The 25853-nt window shown below is 71.7% G+C and carries 23 protein-coding genes and 2 pseudogenes; 7 read left to right on the top strand and 18 right to left on the bottom strand.

Annotated features, from left to right (window positions below; genetic code table 11):
- The first annotated feature begins 131 nt into the window (after positions 1-131).
- Positions 132-1487 carry a dipeptidase gene (locus tag JF597_RS25905; protein WP_293999331.1) on the top strand — a complete coding sequence of 452 codons (1356 nt, stop codon included), beginning with the start codon at positions 132-134 and terminating at the stop codon, positions 1485-1487.
- Between the two features lie 73 nt (positions 1488-1560).
- Complete coding sequence (locus tag JF597_RS25900; protein WP_293999328.1) at positions 1561-2616, top strand: protein kinase family protein; 1056 nt, start codon at positions 1561-1563, stop codon at positions 2614-2616.
- Here JF597_RS25900 and JF597_RS25895 read toward each other — a convergent pair.
- The 8 genes and pseudogenes from JF597_RS25895 to JF597_RS25860 form a co-directional block, all read right to left on the bottom strand.
- Positions 2589-3641 carry an oligopeptide/dipeptide ABC transporter ATP-binding protein gene (locus JF597_RS25895; protein WP_293999325.1) on the bottom strand — a complete coding sequence of 351 codons (1053 nt, stop codon included), beginning with the start codon at positions 3639-3641 and terminating at the stop codon, positions 2589-2591. The genes JF597_RS25900 and JF597_RS25895 overlap by 28 nt on opposite strands.
- A 124-nt stretch (positions 3642-3765) precedes the next feature.
- Positions 3766-4593 (bottom strand): annotated as a pseudogene (locus JF597_RS25890) (ABC transporter ATP-binding protein); the annotation flags it as partial.
- Positions 4594-4757: 164 nt separating this feature from the next.
- Positions 4758-5681, bottom strand: a complete 924-nt coding sequence (locus JF597_RS25885) for an ABC transporter permease (protein WP_293999322.1) — start codon at positions 5679-5681, stop codon at positions 4758-4760.
- Positions 5674-6660: an ABC transporter permease gene (locus tag JF597_RS25880; protein WP_293999319.1), complete on the bottom strand. Its 987-nt coding sequence runs from the start codon at positions 6658-6660 to the stop codon at positions 5674-5676. The genes JF597_RS25885 and JF597_RS25880 overlap by 8 nt, the downstream gene beginning before the upstream one ends.
- A gap of 72 nt (positions 6661-6732) precedes the next feature.
- The gene (locus JF597_RS25875; protein ID WP_293999316.1) at positions 6733-8550 is read right to left on the bottom strand and encodes an ABC transporter family substrate-binding protein; all 1818 of its coding nucleotides are present in this window, start codon (positions 8548-8550) and stop codon (positions 6733-6735) included.
- Between the two features lie 257 nt (positions 8551-8807).
- On the bottom strand, positions 8808-9848 hold the full coding sequence (locus JF597_RS25870) for an NUDIX hydrolase (RefSeq protein ID WP_293999314.1): 1041 nt from the start codon (positions 9846-9848) through the stop codon (positions 8808-8810).
- A 144-nt stretch (positions 9849-9992) separates the two neighbouring features.
- Positions 9993-10184 (bottom strand): hypothetical protein, encoded by a 192-nt coding sequence (locus JF597_RS25865; RefSeq protein WP_293999311.1) that lies wholly within the window; start codon positions 10182-10184, stop codon positions 9993-9995.
- A gap of 206 nt (positions 10185-10390) precedes the next feature.
- Positions 10391-11344, bottom strand: coding sequence for an ROK family protein (locus tag JF597_RS25860; RefSeq protein WP_293999308.1), 954 nt, complete (start codon positions 11342-11344; stop codon positions 10391-10393).
- A gap of 214 nt (positions 11345-11558) precedes the next feature.
- Here JF597_RS25860 and JF597_RS25855 point away from each other — a divergent pair, with 214 nt between their 5' ends.
- Together JF597_RS25855 and JF597_RS25850 are read left to right on the top strand one after the other, a co-directional pair.
- Positions 11559-12644 (top strand): LacI family DNA-binding transcriptional regulator, encoded by a 1086-nt coding sequence (locus JF597_RS25855; RefSeq protein ID WP_293999305.1) that lies wholly within the window; start codon positions 11559-11561, stop codon positions 12642-12644.
- Positions 12645-12835: 191 nt separating this feature from the next.
- Positions 12836-13633: a hypothetical protein gene (locus tag JF597_RS25850; RefSeq protein ID WP_293999302.1), complete on the top strand. Its 798-nt coding sequence runs from the start codon at positions 12836-12838 to the stop codon at positions 13631-13633.
- Here the strand turns inward: JF597_RS25850 and JF597_RS25845 are convergent.
- A complete protein-coding gene (locus JF597_RS25845) occupies positions 13579-15480 on the bottom strand; it encodes a serine/threonine-protein kinase (RefSeq protein WP_293999299.1) in 1902 nt (633 codons plus the stop codon). The genes JF597_RS25850 and JF597_RS25845 overlap by 55 nt on opposite strands.
- Before the next feature lie 102 nt (positions 15481-15582).
- Positions 15583-16887 carry an aldolase/citrate lyase family protein gene (locus tag JF597_RS25840; RefSeq protein WP_293999296.1) on the bottom strand — a complete coding sequence of 435 codons (1305 nt, stop codon included), beginning with the start codon at positions 16885-16887 and terminating at the stop codon, positions 15583-15585.
- 194 nt (positions 16888-17081) lie between these two features.
- Between JF597_RS25840 and JF597_RS25835 the strand changes: the two genes are divergently transcribed.
- The gene (locus tag JF597_RS25835) at positions 17082-18035 is read left to right on the top strand and encodes an endonuclease/exonuclease/phosphatase family protein (protein WP_293999293.1); all 954 of its coding nucleotides are present in this window, start codon (positions 17082-17084) and stop codon (positions 18033-18035) included.
- Between the two features lie 73 nt (positions 18036-18108).
- Here JF597_RS25835 and JF597_RS25830 read toward each other — a convergent pair whose 3' ends face one another.
- The 4 genes from JF597_RS25830 to JF597_RS25815 form a co-directional block, all read right to left on the bottom strand.
- Positions 18109-19071 (bottom strand): electron transfer flavoprotein subunit alpha/FixB family protein, encoded by a 963-nt coding sequence (locus JF597_RS25830; protein ID WP_293999290.1) that lies wholly within the window; start codon positions 19069-19071, stop codon positions 18109-18111.
- A gap of 52 nt (positions 19072-19123) precedes the next feature.
- Entirely contained in the window at positions 19124-19912 is a 789-nt protein-coding gene (locus JF597_RS25825; RefSeq protein WP_293999287.1) for an electron transfer flavoprotein subunit beta/FixA family protein, read from the bottom strand.
- 241 nt (positions 19913-20153) lie between these two features.
- Positions 20154-20663, bottom strand: coding sequence for a flavin reductase family protein (locus JF597_RS25820; protein WP_293999284.1), 510 nt, complete (start codon positions 20661-20663; stop codon positions 20154-20156).
- Between the two features lie 208 nt (positions 20664-20871).
- Positions 20872-21285 (bottom strand): thioredoxin family protein, encoded by a 414-nt coding sequence (locus JF597_RS25815; RefSeq protein ID WP_293999562.1) that lies wholly within the window; start codon positions 21283-21285, stop codon positions 20872-20874.
- Positions 21286-21390: 105 nt separating this feature from the next.
- On the opposite strand from JF597_RS25815, the gene JF597_RS25810 reads away from it, so the two are divergent.
- Positions 21391-21807 (top strand): DUF4395 domain-containing protein, encoded by a 417-nt coding sequence (locus JF597_RS25810; protein ID WP_293999282.1) that lies wholly within the window; start codon positions 21391-21393, stop codon positions 21805-21807.
- 186 nt (positions 21808-21993) lie between these two features.
- Positions 21994-22722, top strand: a complete 729-nt coding sequence (locus JF597_RS25805; RefSeq protein ID WP_293999279.1) for a lysophospholipid acyltransferase family protein — start codon at positions 21994-21996, stop codon at positions 22720-22722.
- Between the two features lie 3 nt (positions 22723-22725).
- On the opposite strand, the pseudogene JF597_RS25800 reads toward JF597_RS25805, so the two are convergent.
- The 4 genes and pseudogenes from JF597_RS25800 to JF597_RS25785 form a co-directional block, all read right to left on the bottom strand.
- Positions 22726-23333 (bottom strand): annotated as a pseudogene (locus tag JF597_RS25800) (cytoplasmic protein).
- A 10-nt stretch (positions 23334-23343) separates the two neighbouring features.
- Positions 23344-23943, bottom strand: coding sequence for a transglutaminase family protein (locus tag JF597_RS25795; protein ID WP_293999276.1), 600 nt, complete (start codon positions 23941-23943; stop codon positions 23344-23346).
- Positions 23944-24021: 78 nt separating this feature from the next.
- Complete coding sequence (locus JF597_RS25790; RefSeq protein ID WP_293999273.1) at positions 24022-25092, bottom strand: low specificity L-threonine aldolase; 1071 nt, start codon at positions 25090-25092, stop codon at positions 24022-24024.
- Positions 25089-25838: an SDR family NAD(P)-dependent oxidoreductase gene (locus JF597_RS25785; RefSeq protein WP_293999270.1), complete on the bottom strand. Its 750-nt coding sequence runs from the start codon at positions 25836-25838 to the stop codon at positions 25089-25091. Before JF597_RS25785 ends, JF597_RS25790 begins: the two co-directional genes overlap by 4 nt.
- Positions 25839-25853: the final 15 nt, after the last annotated feature.

The raw sequence follows: 25853 nt of genomic DNA, 5'->3' as shown, positions 1-25853 counted from the left end.
AGGCGCTGTCCGTCCGTGGGCCGGCACCTGCCGCCTGTCCCCCCGCATCCTACGGCGGAGATCGCCGCAGGCCACTGTGGGAGGATCGGTCCACTCACCAGTTCAACGTCGCACCCACGAGGAGCGTGCCCATGTCGTCCAATCCGGTCGCCGAGACCGTCGCCGCCCTGCTGCCCAGGGCCAAGGCGGAGCTCGCCGAGCTGGTGGCCTTCAAGTCGGTGGCGGACTTCGCCCAGTTCCCGAAGAGCGAGAGCGAGGGCGCCGCGAACTGGGTGGCCGACGCACTGCGCGCCGAGGACTTCACGGACGTCGCCGTACTGGACACCCCGGACGGCACGCAGTCGGTGTACGGCTACCTGCCGGGCCCGGAGGGCGCCAGGACGGTCCTGCTGTACGCGCACTACGACGTGCAGCCGCCGCTGGACGAGGCCGCCTGGACCACCCCGCCGTTCGAGCTGACCGAGCGGGACGGCCGCTGGTACGGGCGCGGTGCCGCCGACTGCAAGGGCGGCGTGATCATGCACCTGCTGGCGCTGCGCGCGCTCAAGGCGAACGGTGGTGTCCCGGTCAACGTCAAGGTGATCGCCGAGGGCTCGGAGGAGATGGGCACCGGCGGCCTGGAGCGGTACGCCGAGGAGCACCCCGAGCTGCTGACGGCGGACGCGATCGTCATCGGCGACGCGGGCAACTTCCGGGTCGGGCTGCCGACGGTGACCACGACGCTGCGGGGCATGACCATGGTCCGCGTCCAGATCGACACGCTGCGGGGCAATCTGCACTCGGGCCAGTTCGGCGGTGCCGCCCCCGACGCCCTGGCCGCGCTGATCCGTGTCCTCGACTCGTTGCGCGCCAAGGACGGTTCCACGACGGTCGACGGGCTCGCACCCCAGACGCGGTGGGAGGGTCTGGAGTACGACGAGGAGCAGTTCCGCAAGGACGCGAAGGTGCTGGACGGTGTCGGGCTGATCGGTGACGGTCCGGTCGCGGACCGCATCTGGGCCCGTCCGGCGGTCACGGTGCTCGGCATCGACTGCCCGCCGGTGGTCGGCGCCACCCCGTCGGTGCAGGCCGGCGCCCGCGCCCTGGTCAGCCTCCGGGTGCCGCCGGGTGTCGACGCGGCCGAGGCCACCAAGCTCCTCCAGGCCCATCTGGAGGCGCACACGCCGTGGGGTGCCCGGGTGCGGACCGAGGCGGTCGGGCAGGGCCAGCCGTTCCGCGCGGACACCACCAGCCCGGCGTACCGGGCGATGGCCGACGCGATGGCGGTCGCCTACCCGGACGAGACGATGCAGTACGCCGGTCAGGGCGGCTCCATCCCGCTGTGCAACACCCTCGCCGGCCTCTACCCGCAGGCCGAGATCCTGCTGATCGGCCTGAGCGAGCCGGAGGCGCAGATCCACGCCGTCAACGAGAGCGTGTCCCCCGAGGAGCTGGAGCGGCTGTCGGTGGCGGAGGCGCTGTTCCTGCGGAACTACGCGGCGGGCTGACCCACCGCCGGTGCGGCACAGGCGTTGCGGGAATCCGCGGACGGCTGTGCGGCGCCGCGGTGACCATGGGGGGATGACCGACACCGCGCGCCGCGTCGCCGCCCATGCCGACACCGCGACCTCCCTGGCCCTGCTGGGCGACGCCGAGCTGGCCGAGCTGGTCGCGGCCGGCGAGCCGCTCGGCACCGGGATCGGCGGCAGAGCGGTACGGGTCACGGTGGAGGGCAGGCCGGTGTTCGTGAAGCGGGTCCCGGTGACCGACCGGGAACGGGACCCGCGGCACGCCCGTTCCACCGAGAACCTCTTCGCCCTGCCGGCGTACTGCCATTACGGCATCGGCGCGGTCGGCAGCCCGGGGTACGGTGCCTGGCGGGAGCTGGCGGCGCACCAGGTGACCACCGGCTGGGTGCTGTCGGGCCGGTTCGCCGGTTTCCCGCTCCTGCACCACTGGCGGGTCCTGCCCGACGCCCCCGCCCCGCTGCCGGAGGAACTCGCGGACGTCGACAGGGCGGTGGCCTACTGGGGCGGCTCCACGGGAGTGCGGGAGCGCATCGAGGCCCTTCGGGAGGCCTCCGCGACCCTCACCCTGTTCCTGGAGCGCTTCCCCGGCACCCTGCACGACTGGCTGGACGCCGAACTGCGCACGGACCGGGCGGACGCGGCCTGCGTCTTCACCGCCCACGGCCTGGAGGAACTCACCGCCTTCCTCGCTCGGAGCCGTCTCCTGCACCTGGACGCCCATTTCGGCAACATCCTCACCGACGGCCGGCGGCTGTACCTCACCGACTTCGGGCTCTCCCTCAGCTCCCGCTTCCGGCTGGCCTCCGACGAGCGGGACTTCTTCGCCCGGCACCGGCACTACGACCGCGTGTACACCGTCTACTACCTGGTGATCTGGCTGGTCACCGCCCTGTACGGGTACCGGGGCGAGGAGCGCGCGGAGTTCGTGCGGGCCTGCGCCGGCGGGGCGAGGCCCGAGGGCATCCCGCGGGCCGCCGCCGACCTGCTGGTCCGGCACGCCCCGCTCGCCGCCGGCATGGAGGTCTTCTGCCGGCGGCTGGAGCGGGAGAGCCGGCTGACGCCGTTCCCGTATCCGGACGGTCACAGCAGCTGCACGCTCTCCGCGTAGTGGCAGGCGACCGGGTTGCCGCCGCCCCGGTCGACCAGGTCCGGTACCTGCTCGACGCAGGCGGTGCGCTCGCTGTCGGTGAGCTGGCCCGCGAACTTGGGGCAGCGGGTGCGGAAGCGGCAGCCGCTGGGCGGGCGGACCGGGCTCGGGACGTCGCCCTGGACGGTGATCCGTTTCCGGGCGCGTTCCTTGCGCGGGTCGGGCAGCGGGATGGCCGAGACCAGGGCCTGGGTGTAGGGGTGGGCGGGACGGGCGAAGAGCTGCCGGGCGGGGGCGATCTCCACCAGGCGGCCCAGGTACATCACCGCGACCCGGCCGGCGACATGCCGCATCACGGAGAGGTCGTGCGCCACGAACAGGAAGGACAGGCCCAGTTCGCTCTGGAGGTCCATCAGCAGGTTCAGGACGCCCGCCTGGATCGACACGTCCAGCGCGGAGACCGGCTCGTCCAGCACGATCACCTTGGGGCGCAGCGCCAGCGCCCGCGCGATGCCGATGCGCTGGCGCTGGCCGCCGGAGAACTCGTGCGCGAAACGGTTGCCGTGCTCGGGGTTGAGGCCGACCAGGCGCAGCAGTTCGCGTATCTCGTCGGCGGCGCCGGGGCCGTAGCGGCCGTGGATGCGCAGGGGTTCGGCGACGATCTCGTGGACGGAGATCCTGGGGTCCAGGGAGGCGTACGGGTCCTGGAAGACGATCTGCAGTTCCCGGCGCAGCGGCCGCATCTGACGTCTGCTCAGGTCGGTCAGGAGCCGGCCCCGGTAGTGGACGGAGCCCGAGGTGGCCGTCTCCAGGTTGAGCAGGGTCCGGGAGACCGTCGTCTTGCCGGAGCCGGACTCGCCGACCAGGCCGAGCGTCTCGTTCTCGTGCAGGTCGAAGGAGACCCCGCAGACGGCGTGCACGTCGCCGACCCGGCGGCGGACCACGCCCTTCGACATCACCGGGAAGTGTTTGACCAGGTCGCGGACCTGGAGGACGGGGGCGCCGGTGCCGCCGTGACCGGGCAGCGGGGGCAGCGGATCGGTCATCGGGCATCGTCCTCCAGGTCCGCGAACCGGGCCAGGGCCTCGCCGCGTCCACGAGTTCGTCGGCGAAGTGGCAGGCGCTGCGGTGGGCGTCGGATCCGGCCGGGCGCAGCGGGGGTTCGGTACGGTCGCAGGGCTCCCGGCGCATCGGGCAGCGGGGCGCGAAGGGGCAGCCGGGGGGCAGGTTGAGCAGCGAGGGCGGGGAGCCGGTGATGGGGGTCAGCCGGTCCTCCTCGCGGTCCAGGCGGGGCAGGGAGCCGAGCAGGCCCAGGGTGTAGGGCATGCGCGGGGTGTAGAAGATGTCCTCGACGGAGCCGGTCTCCACGATCCGCCCGGCGTACATGACGGCGACGCGGTCGGTGTGGCCGGCGACCACGCCCAGGTCGTGGGTGATCAGGACGAGGGCGGCGCCGGTCTCGGCACGGGCGGCCTCCAGTGCCTCCAGGATCTGCGCCTGGACGGTGACGTCGAGGGCGGTGGTGGGCTCGTCGGCGATGATCACGTCCGGGTCGTTGGCGATCGCGATGGCGATGACGACCCGCTGGCGCATGCCGCCGGAGAGTTCGTGCGGGTAGCTGTCGACGCGCCGTTCGGGGCTCGGGATGCCGACCGTGCCGAGGAGTTCCACGGCGCGTGCGCGGGCCGGGCGTTTACCGAGCCTCGGGTTGTGCCGGAGCACGGTTTCGGCGATCTGGTAGCCGACGGTGTAGACGGGGTTGAGGGAGGTCATCGGGTCCTGGAAGACCATGGCGATGCCGCTGCCCCGTACGTCCGAGAGGCGGGTGTCGGACATGCCGAGGAGCTCCGTGCCCTCGAACCGGACCGAGCCGCGCACCCGGGCCGTGGCGGGCAGCAGCCCCATCACGGCCAGTGCGGTGACGGACTTGCCGGAGCCGGACTCGCCGACGATGCCCAGTGCCTCGCCCCGCTCCAGCCGGTAGCCGACGCCGCGCACCGCCCGTACGGTCCCGTCCTCGGTGGGGAACTCCACGCTCAGGTCCTCGACTTCGAGAACGGCGCCGGACTCCTCGCCCTTCCCCACGACCCTGTCGATGCCCTTGCCCTTGCCCTTGCCCTTGCCCTTGCCGTTGCCGGTGTCGGTGTCGGTGTCGGTGTCGGTCACTGTCGCACCCTTTGCTGCCGGGGGTCGAAGGCGTCGCGCAGTCCGTCGCCGATGAAGTTGATGGTGAGGGCGATGGCGATGATGAAGGCGCCGGGGATGTAGAAGAGCCAGGGCCGGGTGTCGACCGCGGTCTGGGCCTGGGCGACCAGCAACCCGAGGGAGGTGTCGGGCGGTTGGACGCCGAAGCCGAGGAAGGACAGGGCGGTCTCGGTGAGGATGCCGGTGGCGACCAGGATGGTGGCGTTCACGATGATCGGGCCGAGCGCGTTGGGCAGCAGGTGCCGGAAGATGATCCGGGTGTCGGAGGCGCCGAGCGCCCGGGCGGCCTCCACGAACTCCTTCTCGCGCAGGGACAGTACGGACGAGCGCACCACCCGGGACACGTAGGCCCAGGTGAGTCCGGCGATCACCACGGCGATCCAGTACCAGGAACCGCCGCTGCGCGAGGAGATGACCAGCGCGATCGCGAACAGCGGGAGGGTCAGCACGAGATCGGCGACGCGCATCATCAGCGCGTCGACGAACCCCCGGTAGAAGCCGGCTACCGCCCCCCACACGGCGCCGACCAGGGTCGAGCCGAGCGCGATCAGGATGGCGATCTTCAGGGAGGTCTGGGTGCCGCGCATCACCTGGGCGTAGGCGTCGTACCCGGAGGAGTCGGTGCCGAACGGGTGCTTCCAGGAGGGCGGCTGGGAGTTGTCGGGCGTGTACTTGGCGTACGAGTAGTGCCAGAAGTGCGGGCCGGCGAAGGCCCACAGCACGATCAGCACGAAGACGACCAGGCTGATCATCGCGGCCCGGTGGCGCAGGAAGCGGCGCAGCACGAGTCGGGTCTGGCTGCGCTGCACGACGGTGAACTCGTGGTCGTCGTCGCTCGGCGTCCGGGTGCCGGCCGGCCCGACTGCCCCGATGTCAGTCATAGCGGATCCTCGGGTCGAGTACGGCGTAGAGGAGGTCGGCGAAGAGGTTGAAGACGATGACGACGACGGCGGACAGCAGCAGCCAGGCCATGGTCCGGTAGACGTCGAGTGTGGTGGCGGCCTGGACGAGCATCTCGCCCATGCCGTGCCACTGGAAGATCGTCTCGGTGATGACGGCGCCGCCGAGGATGATCGCGATGTCGAGGGCGGTGACGGTGGCGAGCGGGATCAGCGCGGTGCGCAGGGCATGCCGGGTGAGCACCCGGCCGCGGCGCAGTCCCTTGGCGCGGGCGAGCCGCACGTAGTCGCTGTCCAGGACTTCGAGCATGGCGGCGCGGGTGTAGCGGGTCCAGGAGGCGAAGGAGACCAGGGCCAGCGTGATGGTGGGCAGGACGAGGTGGCCGATGCGGTCGGTGAACTCGTTCCAGGTGGTGTCGACTTCGAGGTACGGGGACTTCTCGCCGATGGTGCCGAGGAACTGGCTGCCGGTCTCCTGGTTGAACCAGATCCCGGCCTGCTTGAGCAGCACCGCGAACCAGAACACGGGCATGGCGAGGAACAGGAAGCCGAGGAAGGTGATGGTGTAGTCGGCGACGCTGTACTGGCGGATCGCGCTGAACACGCCGAAGACGATCGCCATCACGAGGGCGAGCAGCATGGCGGCGGCGACCAGGGTGACGGTGACCCGGAAGCGGGTGAACAGGTCGTGCCCGATGTCCAGGTTGGACTGGACGGACGGGCCCCAGTCGCCGTGCAGGACGCCGGTGATCCAGTTCCAGTAGCGTTCCACGACCGGTTGGTCGGCGTGGATGTGGCGGGCGAAGGCGGTCACGGCGGCCTTGCTGGGCGGCGGTTGCCGGGAGGTGGCGAAGTTGGCCACCGGGTCGCCGGAGTTGACGACGACCAGGAAGACGATGAACGTCGAGACGATCAGGACGGGTATGGAGACGAGGATGCGGCGCACGGTGTAGGCGAGCATGCGGTCTTCTCTCGCGGGAGGCCCGGCCCCGGGGTCTCCGGGGCCGGGAATCGGTCCGGCCGGTCGCCGGGGCTACTTCTTGAGGCCCCACTCGCCGACGTTGTACGGCGGTCCGACGTTGGTGGAGTTGTTGCGCATGTTGACGAACCGGGTCTGCACCGCGAGGAAGGTGGGCTTCTGGTAGAGCGGCAGCACGTAGGCGTCGTTCACCATGATCTGGTCGGCCTGGTTGAGCAGGGCGGCGGCCTTGGTCTGGTCCGTCTCGCCGATGGCCGTGCTGATCAGGGAGTCGACCTGCTTGTTGCTGTAGCCGCCGTAGTTGCCGCCGGCCCCGGTCGTCCACAGCTGCTGGGCGCCGCTGATCGCGAACGGTGAGGCGACCCAGGCGAAGACGATGATGTCGTACTGGTGGCCGGCCAGGACGGTGCCGAGGTCGGCGGCGCCGATCGGCTTGATCGTGACCTTGATCCCGAGGTTGGCGAGGTCGCTCTGGAGGATCTGGCACTCGCTCTGCCGGATCTGGTTGCCGGTGGTGTAGCGGCAGTTGAAGGGCCCGACGGCTTTGCCGTCCGGGGTCTTCAGGGCGGTGCCCACTCCGGTGAACTTGGCGTCGGTGAGGTACTTCCTGGCCTTGGTGAGGTCACCCGATCCCTGGCCGCTGGCGCTGACCACGTCCTTGTAACCGGCGGTCCCCGGGACGAAGTTGTGGTTGTAGAGCTGCTTCACGCCGGGATCGAACTGGGCGACCGTCTTGGCCATGATGTCCTTGACGCTGATGGCCGTGAACATCGCCTGCCTGAGGGCCAGGTACTTGCCGATCACCGGGTTGTGCAGGTTGAGGTCGAAGTGCTCCCAGGTCAGCCCGCTGCCGATGGTGTAGGTGACGTTGGGGATCGCCTTGACCTGGTTGACGAGGTCGACCTCGGGCTGCGGGTAGATGCCCTGGACCTCGTTGTTGCGCAGCGCGATCGGCTCCTGGGTGGCGTCCGAGATGACCTTGAAGATCAGCCGTTGCAGGGTGGCCTTCTTGCCGGACCACTTCGGGTCGGGCTCATAGGTGGCGTGGTCGTTGTCGACCCACTCGGTCATCTTGTAGGGGCCCGCGGTGGCGTACTTGGTGGGCGGGTTCTTCTGGAAGTACTGCCAGCCCTGGGTCATCTGGGCGGCCGTCATGTGCGCCGCGTCGCCCGCCTTGGCACCGGAGACCTTCTCGGCGACGTGCGCCGGGTAGAACGGGTAGCCCGCGCCGAACAGGGACTTCCAGTCGGCGTAGGGCTTGGCCATCACGACGGTGACGGTCCTGCCGTTGTCGGAGCCGGTGACCGACTTGATGCGGTCGTAGCCGGCGGTGCTCTCCGGCAGGCAGCCCTTGGTCTGGGTGGAGTCGCTGGCGGGCGGCGGCGGGCAGTCCTTGCCGTCGTTGGTGCGCCAGTAGTAGACGAAGTCGTCGGCGGTGATCGGCGTGCCGTCGTTCCAGGACGCCTTGGGGTTGATCTTGTAGACGAGGGTCTGCGGGCCGGCGCTCGTCTGGGTCGCCGAGGTCACCAGGGCGGTGTTGAGCTTGACGCTGAAGTCAGGCTGCGGCACGAAGACCTGGGGCAGCACGGGGCTCAGCGCCTCGGCGTTCTCGAAGGTGTTGCCGTTGGTGTCCTGCACGTTCCACTGCTGGATGTTCTTCTCGATGACGTAGGTGAACGTGCCGCCGGCCTTGGTGGTGCCGGAGTTACAGGTGTCCGCCTTGCCCTGGGTGGCGCAGGACGTGAGGCCGGCCGAGGTGCCCTTGCCGCCGCTGCCCCCGCCGCCTCCCCCGCTGCTGCAGGCGGCGAGCGCCAGGACGAGCCCGGCGGTCAGTGCGAGTCCCCTTGTGAGGGTCGAAGAATACGCGCGCATGTCCCTCCTTCAGCCGGCTGTCGTCCGGCCTGTGCACGGCGGCCAGCGGCCGCGAGGAAGTTGAGCTGCGCACCGACGGTAGAACGCCTGTGTACCTTCTTCACGTTCTTGTTCATACCGGCACGGCGACAATTCACCCTCGTTTTCCCCTTGGAACCTTCCACCCCGCGCAAAGTCCCCTACACACCACCCGGAAATGCCAAAGTCCCCGTCAACACCATGGCGCTCACGAGGACTTGACGAAACGTCAGAGGCTGTCAACCGACCGGGACGCCGGCCTCCAGGTAGAGCGCGGCACCGCGCTCGCGGGCGCGCAGCGCCCAGCGGAGCCGTTCGTAGCGCACCGGCGGCAGCAGGTCGGCGGCCTCCTGCTCGGTGACGAACCGCCAGTCCCGCAGCTCCGGCCCCGGCAGCACCAGCCGTCCGGCCTCGGCGGAGTCCAGCCGGCCGCCGTCGAAGAGCAGGCGCAGGCCGCCGTAGCGGGGTGGCGCGGGCTGCTCCCAGTCGACGACGAGCAGCCCCGGCAGCTCCTCCAGCCGTATCCCGGTCTCCTCCTCGACCTCCCGCACCCCCGCCCGGGCGGGGGCCTCGCCGGGCTCGACGACACCGCCGGGGAACTCCCAGCCGGCCTTGTAGGTGGGGTCCACGAGGAGGAAGCGGTTCTGTTCGTCGAAGAGGAGGACGCCTGCGGCGACGGTCTCGGCGGTGGGTTCGGGGGTTTGTACTATGTCGCATACCGCGACTTCGCCACTGCCCACCGCCTCCGCGATCCGCACCGCCGTCTCGTACGGACTGAGCGCGCTGGTGTCGACGAGGTGGGCGTCGGCGCTGATCCAGGAAGCCAGGGCGGTGCGGTAGGGCTCGATCTGGTCGTAGGACCACTGCCGGATCCGAATCTCCCCGTCGGGCAGGTCGGACGGGATCTCCCGGCTGGCTATCCGCTCGCGCAGGATCGTTTCCGCCGGGGTGAGGCACAGGTGCCGGACGGCGATCCGGCGGGCGGCGAGGCCGCCGAAGATCTCGTCGCGGTACTCCTGGCGCAGCAGCGTCATCGGAACCACCAGGGTTCCGCCCAGCTCCGCGAGCATCGCGGCGGCCGTGTCGATCACCAGCCGGCGCCAGATCGGTAGATCCTGGAAGTCGCCGACCTCCGCGAGGTGCTTGGCCGGCAGCAGGTGTGTCAGTGCCCCGCCGATGAGCTCGGGGTCGAAGAGCGTGCTGTTCGGGATCAGTTCGATCAGTTCACGTGCGGTGGTGGTCTTACCCGCACCGAACGCGCCGTTGACCCAGACGATCACGGACTCCCCCTCTTCTGTTGGCCCCCTGTGGCTTGCCCGCTCCACACTGCCACGGAAACCAGTTCCCGTTGAGGGCGCGCAAACGGAGTGCCGGTGTCCCCTGCCCGGAACACCGGCACCGTCGTCCGCTCGGGCTGCGCCGGGCTACTCCTGCCCCAGGAAGTCCGGGTCGGTCTGGAAGCTGTCCTCGCCGACGACGTGGCCGACGTGCTCCAGGGCGTCCGAGACGTGCAGGTCGTCGAGCGGGCCTTCGTCGGCGGCATGGGACGGGGTGATGGCGGCCACGACGAATCCGGTGGCCAGGCTGGCGATGGCGAGCATGCTGCGCTTCTTCATGCCCGTTTCAACTGCGCCGGCGGCCGGGGGTCACGGGCGTACCCGCGAGGGGAGCAACGCGGCCCGCCGGAGCGGCACCCGGGCGGCCGGCGATCCGGACGGCCGGCGACGGCACGTCCGCCCGCAGTCCGGTCGGCCGGTCTTGAACCCCGGCCGACCGGGCCTGAACGTTCCTGCGCGGCCCGACGACCGCCGCCGGACCGGCGTCAGACCCCCGCAGCCGCTGCGTCCGGCCTGGCCGCCAGTGCGGCCGCGGCGGCGCCGACCAGACCCGCGTCCGTGCCCATCTGGGCCGGTACGACCGTCAGGCGCTGGACGAAGGAGAGGGTCGCGTAGTCGGTGAGGGCCTTGCGCAGGGGTGTGAAGAGGATGTCCCCCGCCTTGCCGACGCCCCCGCCGATCACCGCGATGTCGATCTCGACCAGGGTCGCGGTGGCCGCGATCCCGGCCGCGAGCGCCTGGGCGGCCCGCTCGAAGGAGGCGACGGCGACCGGGTCGCCGGCCCGGGCCGCGGCCGCCACCGCAGCGGCCGAGGTGTCGCCGTCGCAACCCGGCTGCCAGCCGCCCTCCAGCGCCCGCCGGGCGATGTTGGGGCCGCTCGCGATGCGCTCGACACAGCCGCGCGATCCGCAGGGGCAGGGGTCCCCGTCGAGGTCCACGCTGATGTGGCCGATGTGCCCGGCGTTGCCGGTCGGGCCGGGGTGCAGCTTGCCGCCCAGCACCAGGCCGCCGCCGACGCCCGTCGAGACCACCATGCACAGCGCGTTGTCGTGGCCGCGGGCCGCGCCCTGCCAGTGTTCGGCGGCCGTGATGGCGACGCCGTCGCCGATCAGCTCGACCGGCAGCCCGCCGGCGGCCGCCCGCACCCGCTCGACGAGCGGATAGTCCCGCCAGCCGGGCACGTTGACCGGGCTCACGGTTCCGGCGGAGGCGTCCACCGGGCCCGCGCTGCCGATCCCGAGCGAGCCGGCCCGCCCCCACAGAGGTGAAGCGGCTAGTTCGCCGACCACCTCCTCGACGGCCCCCATGACCGTCTCGCCGTCCTGCTGGGCGGGTGTCGCGCGCTGGGCGCGCGCCTGGATCCGTCCGTGACCGTCCACCAGCGCGCCGGCGATCTTGGTGCCGCCGATGTCGAGGGCCGCCACGAGGTCGGTGTGCATCAGAGTCAGTTCTCCCCGTCAACCATGAGTAGCCGAGTGACACAACAGGCCGGTCAAGCGGTGGGGGCGCAGGCCGGAGATTGCGGTGGACAGTCTCCCTTGCATCTGACAACGTTGTCCAGGCTCTATGCTCGACGCCACATCCTCATACAAACCCACGAGCCTGTGTATCCCTGATACAAACCCATGAGCCCAGAGACAAATTCGTGAGCCCATGCATCCCGTGGACGACAGGACAGGACGCCGCATCGTGCCCGACACCTCCCGCCGCGCAGACCGTCTCCCCGGCTCCCGTTACGGGACCCGGCCGACGATGAAGGACGTGGCGGCGCGGGCCGGTGTGGGCCTCAAGACGGTCTCCCGGGTGGTCAACGGCGAGCCCGGGGTGACCCCGGACACCGAGCGCCGGGTCCAGGAGGCGATCGACGCGCTGGGCTTCCGCCGCAACGACAGCGCGCGGGTGCTGCGCAAGGGCCGAACGGCGAGTATCGGCCTGGTCCTCGAGGACCTCGCCGACCCGTTCTACGGCCCGCTCAGCCGCGCGGTGGAGGAAGTGGCCCGCGCGCACGGGGCGTTGCTCATCAACGGCTCCAGCGCCGAGGACCCGGAGCGGGAGCAGGAGCTGGCGCTCGCGCTGTGCGCGCGGCGGGTGGACGGCCTGGTGGTGATCCCGGCCGGGGACGACCACCGCTATCTGGAGCCGGAGATCAGGGCGGGCGTGGCGACGGTGTTCGTGGACCGCCCGGCCGGGAAGATCGACGCCGACGTCGTGCTGTCCGACAGCTACGGCGGCGCCCGGGACGGGGTCGCCCACCTGATCGCGCACGGCCACCGCCGGATCGGGTTCATCGGCGACATGCCGCACATCCACACCGCGGCCGAGCGGCTGCGCGGCTACCAGGCGGCGATGGAGGACGCCGGGATAGCCGTCGAGGAGGCGTGGACCTCCCTCGGTGTGACGGACCCGGAGCGGGTGCGCCGGGCCGCCGAGGAGATGCTGTCGGGTCCGGATCCGATCACCGCGATCTTCGCGGGCAACAACCGTGTCAGCGTCACCGTGATCCGTGTCCTCGCCGAACTGGCCCGGCCGGTCGCGCTCGTCGGCTTCGACGACATCGAACTCGCCGACCTGCTGCACCCCGGCCTCACGGTCGTCGCCCAGGACGCGGCCCTGCTCGGCCGCACGGCCGCCGAACGGCTCTTCCGCCAGCTGGACGGCACCCTCCTGGCACCGGAGCGCATCGAGCTGCCGACCAGACTGATCACCCGCGGCTCGGGCGAGCTGCCCCCGGCGGACTGAGCCGCGCATGAGGGACCGGACGCGCACGGGACCGGGCAGTGCGGCCACCGGCCGGACATCCGCCGGGGCGGGCCTGCGATGACCGGCCGTACGCGCGTGGCGCCGAGCCGCCGGGCGACCGGACGGACGTCCGCCGAACCGAGCCGGACGACGGACCGCGCCTGTCCCGCGCTCGCGGAACGGGGTCGCCGATGACCGGCCGTACGCTCACCGAGCTGGGCCTCGACGAGGCGCCGCGCGACCATCCGCTGGCCTACCCCGGTGCCTGGCCGCCCGACTCCGGGCTTCTCGACGGCGACCGACTGCTGCCGCTCGACCGTCTGGTGCACGACGGGGACCGGGTACCGGTGCTCGCGGTCGGCTCCAACGCCTCTCCCGCCCAACTCCAGCACAAGATGGCCGAGTCCGGCGTCAGCGGCGCCATCCCCATGGTGCGCACCCGGGTCAGCGGCCTCGACGTCGGTGTCTCCGCGCATGTCAGCCGCCTCGGCTATGTCTCGGCGTCCCCGGTCGCATCTCCTTCGGCGGTGCGGGAATTGTTCGTCCTGTGGCTGGACGGCCGGCAGCTGGAGGTGGTCGACGCGAGCGAGGGGGTACCGCTGCCGGACGGCAACTTCCAGCGGGCCTGGCTGCCCGCCCCGGCCGTCCGCGCCACTCTCGCGGACGGCACGACGCTCCCCGGCGTCCACGCGTACGTCAACCGGCACGGCGTGCTGCACGACGGCACCGGCGCACCCCGCCGCCACCCCGGCGAGCGCGCCCTGCTCACCGAACTCCTCGCGGAGTCGGGCGAGTTGCGAGAGCTGTTCGGCGGCACGCCCGAGCAGTTCTGCGCGCGGGCGCGGGCCGACTCGGCGCTGTGCCGGCGGGGCACCCGGCTGTTCGCGGAGCGGAAGTGGGCGGTCGCGTCGGGTCTGGAACGGTACGTCCGCGCTCAGCAGACGGGAAGTCCGGGGAGCGGCTCGTCGTTCTCGCCGCCCTTGAGGTAGACGTCGCTGACGTACACACCGGTGTTGCCCTTGTCGTCGTCGGTCTCGGCCCACCAGACGCTGGTCCGCTGCCCGCGGCTCTCCCGGCGGCCCAGGTCCACCTGGCAGTAGAACGAGTGGAGGCCCTGGCCGACCTTGCCGACCTTGACGCCGTCGGCGGTGTAGGACTTGGCGCCGCCGCTGCGCACCTGGCACGTGTACGTGCCGTCTCCTGCCGACTGACAGACCGGGACCGCGGTGGCGGTGGCCGTCGCGGTGGCGGGGGCGGTGGCACCGCCCCCGCCGGAACCGCCGGAGGGGCTGGGGCCGGAGGTCTGCGCCCCGGACGGTGTGGTGGAGGCGCGGTCCGCCGGGCTCGCCGGTTCGCCCCCGGGGGCGAACGTGGAGCCGGTGACGGGTACGGCAGCCGTCTCCTCGCCCTGCCCCACGGGGTCCGCCCCCGCCTGATGTCCGGCACCGGTGCCGCGGGCGCTCTCCGAAGCGCCGATCACGGCCGGGGCGGCCGGCCCCGCGTCCGTCTTCGCCGTCTGGCCTCTGTCGTTCCGCAGGGCGACGGTCAGTCCGGTCGCCGTGAGGACGACGGCGACGGCCACCACGACGAGCAGCCGGGCCCGGCGGCGATTGCGGTCGGGGCGGGCGGGGCTCATCGGGCCGTCCGGGGCACCGGGCCGGGGCACGGGGTCTAATCTTCGGGCGGGCACGAGGCTGCCGGGCCCCGGAGTTCCGGCTCGCTCGGCGAGTCCGGCGGCGGGCACCGGGGCGAGCTGTCCGACGGGGTCCGGCGCAGCCCCCTCGGCGGACTTCCCGGCCCGCCCGACGTCGGTCCCCTGACCCGCCTCCGGGTCCGACTGGTCGCCTGCCCTCTCGCCGGGCCCCTCCCCGGCTCCTGCGACAGGTTCGCCTCCCGGAGCCGGCACCGCCGCCCCGGACCCGTGCTCCTGCCGCGCGGGCTCCCGCTCCCCCAGCACCGTGGTCGGCGTGTCCGGGACCGGTTCCCGCGCCACCGCCCGCAGCAGCCCGCAGGCCTCCTCGGCGTCCGGACGGGCGTCGGGAAGCTTGTCCATCAGGCGCCGCAGGACCGGGGCGAGCGGGCCGGCCCTGCGGGGCTCCGGGAGGGGCTCCTCGACGATCGCGGTGAGCGTCGAGAAGGTGGACGTACGGAGGAAGGGCGAAGCGCCCTCCACGGCGGCGTACAGGGCCGCGCCGAGGGCCCAGATGTCGGAGGCCGGTCCGGGGGCCGCGCCCTTGGCCCGCTCGGGCGCCAGGTAGTCGAGGGAACCGACGAGTTCGCCGCTGCCGGTCAGGTTCGTGGCCGAGCCGTCGCCGGGATCCGCCATGGTGGCGATGCCGAAGTCGGTGAGGACGACCCGGCCCGAGCGGTCGAGGAGGATGTTGCCGGGCTTGACGTCGCGGTGCAGGACGCCGACCCGGTGGGCCGCGGCCAGGGCGTCCATGACCTCGGCGCCGACGCGGGCGGCCTCCTGCGCCCCGAGCGTGCCGCGCTCGCGCAGCAGGTCGTCCAGGGAGGGTCCGTCCACCAGTTCCATGACGATCAGCGGGCGGCCGTCGACCTCGGCGATGTCGTGCACGACGACCACGCCGCGGTGGCGCACCCGGGCGGCGGCCCGCGCCTCGCGCTGCATGCGCAGCCGTAGATCGGCCAGTTCGGGTCCGGCGCTGTCGGTGTAGGCACGCAGCTCCTTGACGGCGACCTCGCGGCCGAGGACCTCGTCGACGGCGCGCCACACCACGCCCATACCACCGCGCCCGAGCCGTGCCACGACCCGGTACCGCCCTGCCAGCAGGCGACCGGTCCCGTCAGCCTGTCCGTACGAACCCGACACCACAGCCCCGATCCTGAACACTTCCCCGAATGGCGCACCAGAGTACGGGGCAGTGACAGGGTCGGTTCAAGTCGGCGGCGAAAGCCGTGACTTGACCGGTACCCGCTACTTCCCGGAGGCGGTCAGGTCGCCGCGCCGGGGCATCGCGAAGCCCTCCAGATCGGCCCGGGTCAGACCGGTCAGCCGGGCCACCTCGCCGTTGTCGAGGGCGCCGCAGTCCAGGCCGCGCAGCAGGTAGCCGCTGAGGGCCTTGGCGGTGGCGGGTTCGTCCATGACGTCGCCGCCGGCGCGGTTGGCGTACCGGGCGAGCCGGGCGGCCGCCTGCTCCAGGCCCTCGCGGTAGAAGGCGAACACGGCCGCGTACCGGGTCGGGAGGTGGCCGGGGTGCATGTCCCAGCCCTGGTAGTAGGCGCGGGCCAGGGCGCGCCGGGTCAGACCGTAGTGCAGCCGCCAGGCGTCGTGCACCTTGGCCGTCGGGCCGACCGGCAGGACGTTGGTGGAGCCGTCCGAGACGCGTACGCCCGTACCGGCGGCGGCGACCTGCATGACCGCCTTGGCGTGGTCGGCGGCGGGGTGGTCGCTCGCCTGGTGGGCGGCGGAGACCCCGAGGCAGGCGCTGTAGTCGAAGGTGCCGTAGTGCAGTCCGGTGGCGCGGCCCTCGGCGGCCTGGATCATCCGGGCGACGGTGGCGGTGCCGTCGGTGGCGAGGATGGACTGGCTGGTCTCGATCTGGATCTCGAACCCGATCCGGCCGGGCTCCAGTCCGTGGGTCTTCTCGAAGGCGTCCAGGAGCCGGACCATCGCGGTGACCTGTTCGGGGTAGGTCACCTTGGGCAGGGTCAGCGCGAGCCCGCCGGGCAGTCCGCCGGCCGCGATCAGCCCGGTGAGGAAGATGTCGAGGGTGCGGATGCCCCGGTCGCGCACCGCGGCCTCCATGCACTTCATCCGGATGCCCATGTACGGCGCCGCGGTGCCCTCGGCGTACGCCTCGGCGATCAGCCGGGCGGCGCGGGCGGCCGCCTCGTCCTCCTCGGCGTCGGGGCGGGGGCCGTAGCCGTCCTCGAAGTCGACACGCAGGTCTTCCACCGGCTCGCGCTCCAGTTTGGCGCGGACCCGGGAGTGGACGGGCTCGGCGAGGTCGTCGGGCAGGCCGAGGACAGCGGCGAACGCGGCGGCGCCGGGGGCGTGTTCGTCGAGGGCGGCGAGGGCCCGGTCGCCCCAGGAGCGGATCGTGCCGGCCGTGAAGGCGTCGCCGGGGACGTACACGGTGTGGACGGGCTGACGGGTCCCCGGATCACCCGGATAGCGGCGCTCCAGTTCGGCGTCGACGGGTGCGAGGGAGGCGCTGATCTCCTCGCTGACGGCGCCCGCGAGGCTCGTCGCCACCTTCTCCTGCCGGCCCTGGCCCATCCCGCACCCTCCTGTTTTCCACTGTACGGAATCAACAATCCGTTGAATGAAGGTATCCGGGCGCCTTCGGGGCGGTCAACACCCCGTCCACGGGGCGACACGCCCCCATCTGGGCATGTTCACGCTCATCACACTCCTGGGTATCACACTGCTCAACGCCCGCCCGTCCGGCTTGTGCCCCTGAAGGAGCCGTCGTGCCGAACCAGCGCCGAGTCACCCGCCGGCTGGGCCTGCAGGCCCTGTTGGCCGCAGCGGTCACCGTGCCCCTCTCCAGTGCCGCGACCACCACCTCCTCCGCCTCCTCCGTCTCCGCCGCCGGATCGCGGGCCCGCCGGGTCGCGACCCTCGCGGCACCGGCGCGGCCGGCGCCCCGCCTCGACGTCATGACCTTCAACCTGCGGTACGCCGGCACCGCCGAGCCCAACAGCTGGGCCGACCGCCGCCCGGTGATGGCCGAACTGCTGCGCCGCGCGCAGCCCCAGGTCATGGGCACCCAGGAGGGTCTCTACCTGCAGCTGCGCGACATCGACAGCGACCTCGGACCGCACTACGACTGGGTCGGCACCGGCCGCGAGGGCGGCAGCCGGGACGAGTCGACCGCCATCTACTACGACATCCGGCGCCTGGTCCCGCTGGAGCACTACACCTTCTGGCTCTCCGACACCCCGGAGGTCATCCGCTCCAACACCTGGGGCGCCGCCTTCCCCCGCATCGTCACCTGGGTCCGCTTCCGCGATCTGGCCGACGACGGGCGGGAGTTCTACGTCGCTAACACCCACTTCGACCAGAAGAGCCAGTACGCCCGCGAGCGCAGCGCCACGCTCCTGGTGAAGCGGATCGCGGAGTTCGACCCGCGGCTGCCCGTCGTGGTGACCGGCGACTTCAACGCCTACGCCCACCGGAACCGGGCCTACGACACGCTGGTGGACTCGGGGCTCGTCGACACCTGGGACGCGGCGGAGCACCGCGGCCCCCAGTACGCGACCTTCCACGGCTACCACCGGCTCAAGCCCGACGGCGACCGTATCGACTGGATCCTGACCTCGCCGGGTGTGACCACGCACCGGGCGACCATGGACACCTTCTCGATGCACGGCCAGTTCCCGAGCGACCACCTGCCCGTGCAGGTCTCGCTGAGCCTGCGCTGAACGCCGTGCCCGCACGGCGAGGCCCCCGTGACCGGTACCGGTCACGGGGGCCTCGGACTGCCCGACGGCGGGATCAGCCCTTGCGGGCCTTGACCTCGTCGGTGAGCTGCGGGACGACGTCGAAGAGGTCGCCGACCACGCCGAAGTCGACCAGCTCGAAGATCGGGGCCTCGGCGTCCTTGTTGACGGCCACGATGGTCTTCGAGGTCTGCATACCGGCGCGGTGCTGGATGGCGCCGGAGATGCCGTTGGCGATGTACAGCTGCGGGGAGACGGACTTGCCGGTCTGGCCGACCTGGTTGGTGTGCGGGTACCAGCCGGCGTCGACGGCGGCACGCGAGGCACCGACGGCCGCGCCGAGGGAGTCGGCGAGGGCCTCGATGATCGCGAAGTTCTCGGCGCCGTTGACGCCACGGCCGCCGGAGACCACGATCGCGGCCTCGGTCAGCTCCGGACGCCCGGTCGACTCGCGCGGGGTACGGCCGGTCACCTTGGTGCCGGTCGCCTTGTCCGAGAAGGTCACCGCGAGGGCCTCGACCGCGCCGGCGGCCGGGGCGGCCTCCACGGCGGCGCTGTTGGGCTTGACCGTGATGACCGGGGTGCCCTTGGAGACGCGGGACTTGGTCGTGAAGGACGCGGCGAACACCGACTGGGTGGCCACCGGACCCTCGTCACCGGCCTCCAGGTCGACGGCGTCGGTGATGATGCCGGAGCCGATGCGCAGCGCGAGGCGGGCGGCGATCTCCTTGCCCTCCGCGGAGGACGGGACGAGCACGGCGGCCGGGGAGACGGCCTCGACGGCGGCCTGGAGCGCGTCCACCTTCGGGACGACCAGGTAGTCGGCGTACTCGGACGCGTCGTGGGTGAGGACCTTCACCGCGCCGTGCTCGGCCAGCGCGGCGGCGGTGTCGGCGGCGCCGTTGCCGAGCGCGACGGCGACGGGCTCGCCGATGCGGCGGGCCAGGGTCAGCAGCTCCAGGGTGGGCTTGCGGACGGCACCGTCCACGTGGTCGACGTAGACGAGGACTTCAGCCATGGGAATGCTCTCCTGCTTGGATCAGTTGAGGGGCGGTCAGCGAGTGCGGGGCTCAGATGAACTTCTGGCCCGCGAGGAACTCGGCGAGCTGCTTGCCGCCCTCGCCCTCGTCCTTGACGATCGTGCCCGCCGTACGGGCCGGACGCGCGGTGGCGTCCTGGACCGCGGTCCAGGCACCCTCCAGGCCGACCTCCTCCGCCTCGAGGTCGAGGTCGGACAGGTCCCAGGACTGAACCGGCTTCTTCTTGGCCGCCATGATGCCCTTGAAGGACGGGTAACGTGCCTCACCCGACTGGTCGGTGACGGACACGACCGCCGGCAGGGAGGCCTCCAGCTGCTCGCTGGCGGCGTCGCCGTCGCGGCGGCCCTTGACCGTGCCGTCCTCGACCGAGACCTCAGAGAGCAGGGTGACCTGCGGGACACCCAGACGCTCCGCCAGCAGGGCCGGGACCACACCGGCGGTGCCGTCGGTGGAGGCCATGCCGGAGACCACCAGGTCGAAGCCGGCCTTCTCGATCGCCTTCGCCAGCACCAGCGAGGTACCGATCGCGTCGGTGCCGTGCAGGTCGTCGTCCTCGACGTGGATCGCCTTGTCCGCGCCCATCGACAGCGCCTTGCGCAGCGCGTCCTTCGCGTCCTCGGGACCCACGGTCAGGACGGTCACCTCGACGTCGTCGTCCGAGTTCTCCGCGATCTGCAGCGCCTGCTCGACCGCGTACTCGTCCAGCTCGGAGAGGAGACCGTCCACGTCGTCACGGTCGACGGTCAGGTCATCGGCGAAGTGCCGGTCGCCAGTGGCGTCGGGCACGTACTTCACAGTGACAACGATCCTCAGGCTCACGCCGGCTCTCCTACTGCATCGTCTCTTCTGGGCTGCCTCTTGCAGGCAGCATAGGCGCCTCAAGCGGCTCATCCCGGTCGGGGCGGCCGCGCGCTCCGAACGAAATATTACTCACCAGTACACTCAGTTCATGCCCGCTAAGCAAGCGCTTTGAACTGTGACCTTCGCAACGCAGCGTAACCGGAACTGGACGCGTTCGCAGGACGAGGGGCCTGTGATGTGCGGAACCGAGGGCGTGTGATCAGTCCCGCAGGCCGTTGAAGCCTCCCTGGTGGTAGAGGAGCGGGCGGCCGGCGCGGGAGGGGTCGCCGACGAGCACCTCGGCCAGCACGATCCGGTGGTCACCGGCCGGCACGCGCGCCACGACCCGGCACACCAGCCACACCAGTACGTCGTCGAGGACCGGGACACCCGCATGGCCGTCGCGCCAGCCGGTGGGCGCCCCGAACCGGTCGGCGCCGCTGCGCGCGAAGGTGGCCGCGAGCTCCGCCTGGTGCTCGCCGAGGATGTGGACGCCGATGTGCTCGGCGGTGGATATCGCGGGCCAGCTGGAGGCGCCCGTACCGACGCCGAAGGAGAGCATCGGGGGCTCGGCGGAGACGGAGGTGAGGGAGGTGGCGGTGAAGCCGACCGGGCCGTCGGCGCCGCGCGCGGTGATCACCGCCACACCGGCCGCGTGCCGCCGGAAGGCGGAACGGAGCAGGTCGGGAGAGGCGAGCTGAGGGGTGCCGAGGTCGGGCGTGGCCGTCATGGAGTTGTCCTTCTGCGAGGGGCGGTGTTCGGGGCCGTGGCTGCTCAACAGCCCGGACAGCGCGCGCTCGCGGTGCGGGCCAGGTCCACGTGGGCCCGCCCGAAGAGAAGGAGTTCCTGAGGCATACGGTCAGGCTGACGATAGGTGGTGCGCCCAGTCAAGTACGTTCCGGGATATGGGAGGTGCCTCACCGTCATCGGCACGGCCGTCAGACCGCCTCGCCCAGCGCCGCGATGACGTCCGCCTTGCGGGGCTGTCCGGTGGCCCGGCGCACCACCCGGCCGTCCGCGTCGAGCACCAGCACGGTGGGGGTCTTGAGGATCTCCAGTTCGCGTACGAGGTCCAGGCGGGCCTCGGCGTCGATCTCGACGTGGGTGACGCCGGGGACCATCCCGGCGACCTCGCCCAGCACCCGCCGGGTGGCCCGGCAGGGGGCGCAGAAGGCGCTGGAGAACTGCACCAGTGTGGCCCGTTCACCCAGTTCGCCGCCGAGTTCGGCCGCCCCGAGCCGCTTGCCGTCGTCCCGCCCGCGCACCCGTACCCTCCCGCTCCGCCGCCTGTGCAGCACTCCGTAGACGCTCGCCGTCGCGAGCACCGCCACGCACACCATGAGTCCGGTCATCACCGGACAAGGATCCACGAGACCGCTCACCACCGGGAAAAGCGTTCACAAGACTGCAAAGATTCCCGACTCCCCTGTCGGCCCGCGGGGCGGAATCCTTGCTTCATGGACATCGACGCACGTGGGCCGCGGTTCGCGGCGACCGTGACGACGGTCGTACTGGCCGCCGCCCTCATCACCCGAAGCCCCTGGATCCTCGCCTGGCAGACGCTGGCGTTCGCGCTCGGCGCGGCCGGCGGCGTGACCCGCTCGCCGTACGGCCGGCTTTTCCGGACCGCAGTACGACCGCGCCTCGCTCCCCCGACGGAGTTCGAGCCGCCGGAGCCCCCGCGGTTCGCACAGGCGGTCGGGCTGGTCTTCGCGGGGCTCGGTCTGGTCGGATTCGCGCTGGGCCCCGCGTGGTTGGGACTCGCGGCGACCGGGCTCGCGCTCGCCGCGGCCTTCCTCAATGCGGCGTTCGGGTACTGCCTGGGCTGCGAGATGTTCCTGCTCGTGCGGCGGTTGGCGGCCCGCCCGGAGTAAAGGCGCGTTAAAAGCGCGAGGTGGATCAAGGGACCCAACGTGACGAGGATCTCGCCGCGCCGGGGCACCAGGGCTGGCTCCCCGTCCGTTCTTCGGGCACCATCTGCGAGACGCCGTAAACCTACGGCTCCGTAACTTCCCGCCGGGAGCCCCTTCCAGGCAGAGCAGAAAGGGTCCGCCCCGCCCATGGCAGAGCTGGTCTACCGTCCCGTCATCGGTTTCGCCAAGACGCTGTTCAAGGTCTGGGACCTCAAGATCGACTGCCAGGGTTCGGAGAACATCCCGCGCTCGGGCGGGGCCGTGCTGGTGAGCAATCACATCAGCTACCTGGACTTCGTCTTCGACGGCCTGGCGGCGCTTCCGCAGAAGCGCCTGGTGCGTTTCATGGCGAAGGAGTCGGTGTTCCGGCACCGGATCTCCGGCCCGCTGATGCGCGGGATGAAGCACATCCCGGTGGACCGCAAGCAGGGCGAGGCCGCCTACCAGCACGCCCTGGACTCGCTGAAGTCCGGTGAGATCGTGGGCGTCTTCCCGGAGGCCACCATCTCCCAGTCCTTCACGCTGAAGAGCTTCAAGTCGGGCGCGGCACGCCTGGCCCAGGAGGCCGGCGTCCCGCTCGTGCCGATGGCCCTGTGGGGCACCCAGCGCATCTGGACCAAGGGCCAGCCGCGCAACTTCAAGCGGAACCACCTGCCCATCACCATCCGGGTCGGCGAGCCGGTCGACGCCCCCCGGGACCAGTACGCGGGCGCCATCACCCGCCGGCTGCGCGAGCGCGTCCAGGAGCTGCTGGACGCGGCCCAGCGTGCCTACCCCGCCCGCCCGAAGGACGCGGCCGACACCTGGTGGCTCCCCGCCCACCTGGGCGGCACGGCCCCGACGCTGGACCAGCTGAAGGCCGCCGAGGCGATCTGAGCCTCAGCCCGCCGGCTCCGGCGCACGCATGTCGATGCGCGCGCCCGGGCTGAACTTCTCCAGCAGCTCCGCGAGTTCGGCACCCGCCGAGACCACCTCCGGCACCGGCATCGGGGCGAGGCTCTCCAGCAGGAACACGGCCGAGGCCGTCCGCTCCGTGAGGCGGGTGCGGGGGCCCTGGCGCCAGTTCCAGCGGCGGCAGGTGACTCCGGCGTCGTCGCACCACACGACCTCGCCGGCGTCGGGATGCTCCACGGTCTCCTCACCCCCGGCCACACGCTGACGGCGTTGTAGAGGTCCACGAGCAGGTTGACACGGGGCAGGCCGCCGTCCGCGAGGGCCCGTCTGGCCAGCGCCTCGGCCGAGTTGCGGGTGCGGGAGGGCTTGCAGCCGAAGGCCGTGTAGGCCGCCCGCCAGGCCGCCATGTGCGGGTCCTCGTGCGGGGCGCGCCCGTCGAGGCGTACGGCCAGACGGCGGCCCGCGTCATCGAGGAGCGCCGAACTCGCCTCCGTACTGGGCCCGTTGACCAGGCCGTGGGCCTCGATGACGAGGTGCCTGAAGCCGGGCGCGAGGGCGCGTACCTCGTCGGACACGGTGAGCGTGAGAGTCATTGGCCTTGCCTCAGAGTGCGGTGGGGAGCGTCTTCCAGAGGTACGGACGGTCGGGCGCCGTCTTGAGGGCGTTGAGCACGACCGGATGAGGTTCAGCGTACAGGACTGGATAGTCCATCTCATTGGACCGAGGGTCGGGGACCCAGGCCAGCCGTTCGCCGTCGAGGGAGAACCGGGCGTCGACTCCCGGCTTGTTGCCGCGCGGGTCCTGCCGGTGCCAGGCACCGTTGAAGCGGACGGCGACCAGGCCGTGCACGACGTGACCGCCACCGGCGGCGCCGTCGTGCGTCAGGCGCTGGTAGCACAGGGCCGCGGGGATGTCCTCGGCGCGCAGCAGGGCGGCCAGGGCGTGGGCCTTGGCGTGACAGATGCCGGTGCGCCGCTCCAGTACGTCCGAGGCCCGCCAGGTCACCCGCAGGTCGCCGGAGTCCTGGGAGTGCGGGATGGCGTCCCGCACGAATGCGTACGCGGCGCGCGCATAGCCATACGAGTCGTCGACCCCCGCGGCCAGCCGGGCGGCCCGCTCCCGGACCCGGGGGTGATGGTGGTCGATGACCTCGTCAGCGGCCAGGTACGCGGAGAGGTCGGCGGTGTTCTGGATCAGCTCCATGTCCGCAGAGCATAGAAATGCGATCACCCGAGCGTCAATGACTTTTCAGGTAACCGCATATCTATGCAACGAGCGGGGCTAGCGCGCCATCTCCTCCTTGAGCGCCGCCACGAACGCGTCCACGTCCTCCTCGGTCGTGTCGAAGGCGCACATCCAGCGCACGTCCCCGGCCGCCTCGTCCCAGAAGTAGAACCGGAAGCGCTTCTGGAGGCGGAGGCTCACGTCGTGCGGGAGCCGCGCGAAGACGCCGTTGGCCTGCACCGGGTGGAGGATCTCCACGCCGTGCACGGCCCGGACGCCCTCGGCGAGCCGCTGGGCCATCTCGTTGGCGTGCCGGGCGTTGCGCAGCCACAGGTCCCTGGCGAGCAGGGCCTCCAGCTGGACCGACACGAAGCGCATCTTGGAGGCGAGCTGCATGGACAGCTTGCGCAGGTGCTTCATGTGGCTGACGGCGTCCTGGTTGATCACGACCACCGCCTCGCCGAACACCGCGCCGTTCTTGGTGCCGCCCAGGGAGAGGATGTCGACACCCACGGCGTTGGTGAACGTGCGCATCGGGACGTCCAGGGAGGCCGCCGCGTTGGCTATCCGGGAGCCGTCCAGGTGCACCTTCATGCCGTGCGCGTGGGCGTGCTCGCAGATCGCCCGGATCTCGTCCGGCGTGTAGAGGGTGCCCAGCTCGGTGCTCTGGGTGATCGAGACCACCTGCGGCATCGCGCGGTGCTCGTCCTCCCAGCCGTACGCCTGCCGGTCGATGAGCTCAGGGGTGAGCTTGCCGTCGGGGGTGGGCACGGTGAGCAGCTTGAGGCCGCCCATGCGCTCGGGGGCGCCGCCCTCGTCGACGTTGATGTGCGCGCTCTCGGCGCAGATCACCGCGCCCCAGCGGTCGGTGACCGCCTGGAGCGCGACGACGTTGGCGCCGGTGCCGTTGAACACCGGGAAGGCCTCGGCGGTGGCCCCGAAGTGACTGCGGACGATCCGCTGGAGGTTCTCGGTGTACTCGTCCTCGCCGTACGCCACCTGGTGACCGCCGTTGGCGAGGGCCAGGGCGGCCAGCACCTCGGGGTGGGCCCCCGCGTAGTTGTCACTGGCGAAACCGCGGACCTGCGGGTCGTGGTGGCGACGCGCGTCGGTCTTCGGAGGGTTCACGGCTTCTCGGTCAGCCACAGACGGTTTCCGTTCACTTCGGCGGCGGGCTTGCTCCAGACGCCCTCGATGGCCTCGGCCAGGTCCTTGACGTCCGTGAAGCCCGCGAACTTCGCGTTGGGCCGCTCGGCGCGCATCGCGTCGTGCACCAACGCCTTCACCACCAGGATGGCAGCGGCGGAGGTCGGGCCCCCGGCACCCCCGGCCTTGCGGAAGTAGTCGGCCAGGGCGAGCGTCCACGCCTCGGCTGCGGCCTTGCCGGCGGCGTACGCGGCGTTGCCCGCGGTGGGCCTGCTCGCGGCGGCGGCGCTGATCAGGACGTACCGGCCGCGCTCGCTGCGCTGCAGCGCCTCGTGGAAGGCCAGGGAGGTGTGCTGCACGGTCTTGACGAGCAGCAGCTCCAGGAAGTCCCAGTCGTCGAGGCTGGTCTTGGTGAAGGTCTCGCTGCCGCGCCAGCCGCCGACCAGGTGCACCAGGCCGTCGACGCGGCCGAAGTCCTTCTCGACGTGGGTGGCCCAGTCCCGGGTGGACCGCAGATCGAGCAGATCCACCGTGTCGCCCGTGACGCTCGCGCCGCCGGACGCGTAGCGAGCCGCGTCCACGGCCTCCGAAAGGCGCTGCGGATCGTTGTCCGCCCCTACGACGGTCGCGCCCGCCTCCGCCAGGCGCACCAGCGTCGCGCGGCCCGCCGGTCCGCCGGCTCCGGCCACCGCGATCACCGCACCACTGAGAGAACCGTTGCCCGCCATGTGCTTCCCCTCTTG

The organism is Streptomyces sp. (assembly GCF_019510245.1).
Taxonomy (GTDB): domain Bacteria; phylum Actinomycetota; class Actinomycetes; order Streptomycetales; family Streptomycetaceae; genus Streptomyces.
Note: the sequence above shows the minus strand (reverse complement) of the source record. Positions and strands in the feature narration are given on the sequence as shown.

What these genes read in the sequence shown, in the direction of transcription:
- JF597_RS25905 (WP_293999331.1), top strand. Translation starts at nt 132, where the DNA reads ATGTCGTCCAATCCGGTCGCCGAGACCGTCGCCGCCCTGCTGCCCAGG.
- JF597_RS25900 (WP_293999328.1), top strand. Translation starts at nt 1,561, where the DNA reads ATGACCGACACCGCGCGCCGCGTCGCCGCCCATGCCGACACCGCGACC.
- JF597_RS25895 (WP_293999325.1), bottom strand. Translation starts at nt 3,641, where the DNA reads ATGACCGATCCGCTGCCCCCGCTGCCCGGTCACGGCGGCACCGGCGCC.
- JF597_RS25885 (WP_293999322.1), bottom strand. Translation starts at nt 5,681, where the DNA reads ATGACTGACATCGGGGCAGTCGGGCCGGCCGGCACCCGGACGCCGAGC.
- JF597_RS25880 (WP_293999319.1), bottom strand. Translation starts at nt 6,660, where the DNA reads ATGCTCGCCTACACCGTGCGCCGCATCCTCGTCTCCATACCCGTCCTG.
- JF597_RS25875 (WP_293999316.1), bottom strand. Translation starts at nt 8,550, where the DNA reads ATGCGCGCGTATTCTTCGACCCTCACAAGGGGACTCGCACTGACCGCC.
- JF597_RS25865 (WP_293999311.1), bottom strand. Translation starts at nt 10,184, where the DNA reads ATGAAGAAGCGCAGCATGCTCGCCATCGCCAGCCTGGCCACCGGATTC.
- JF597_RS25860 (WP_293999308.1), bottom strand. Translation starts at nt 11,344, where the DNA reads ATGCACACCGACCTCGTGGCGGCCCTCGACATCGGCGGCACCAAGATC.
- JF597_RS25855 (WP_293999305.1), top strand. Translation starts at nt 11,559, where the DNA reads ATGCATCCCGTGGACGACAGGACAGGACGCCGCATCGTGCCCGACACC.
- JF597_RS25850 (WP_293999302.1), top strand. Translation starts at nt 12,836, where the DNA reads ATGACCGGCCGTACGCTCACCGAGCTGGGCCTCGACGAGGCGCCGCGC.
- JF597_RS25840 (WP_293999296.1), bottom strand. Translation starts at nt 16,887, where the DNA reads ATGGGCCAGGGCCGGCAGGAGAAGGTGGCGACGAGCCTCGCGGGCGCC.
- JF597_RS25830 (WP_293999290.1), bottom strand. Translation starts at nt 19,071, where the DNA reads ATGGCTGAAGTCCTCGTCTACGTCGACCACGTGGACGGTGCCGTCCGC.
- JF597_RS25820 (WP_293999284.1), bottom strand. Translation starts at nt 20,663, where the DNA reads ATGACGGCCACGCCCGACCTCGGCACCCCTCAGCTCGCCTCTCCCGAC.
- JF597_RS25815 (WP_293999562.1), bottom strand. Translation starts at nt 21,285, where the DNA reads ATGACCGGACTCATGGTGTGCGTGGCGGTGCTCGCGACGGCGAGCGTC.
- JF597_RS25810 (WP_293999282.1), top strand. Translation starts at nt 21,391, where the DNA reads ATGGACATCGACGCACGTGGGCCGCGGTTCGCGGCGACCGTGACGACG.
- JF597_RS25805 (WP_293999279.1), top strand. Translation starts at nt 21,994, where the DNA reads ATGGCAGAGCTGGTCTACCGTCCCGTCATCGGTTTCGCCAAGACGCTG.
- JF597_RS25795 (WP_293999276.1), bottom strand. Translation starts at nt 23,943, where the DNA reads ATGGAGCTGATCCAGAACACCGCCGACCTCTCCGCGTACCTGGCCGCT.
- JF597_RS25785 (WP_293999270.1), bottom strand. Translation starts at nt 25,838, where the DNA reads ATGGCGGGCAACGGTTCTCTCAGTGGTGCGGTGATCGCGGTGGCCGGA.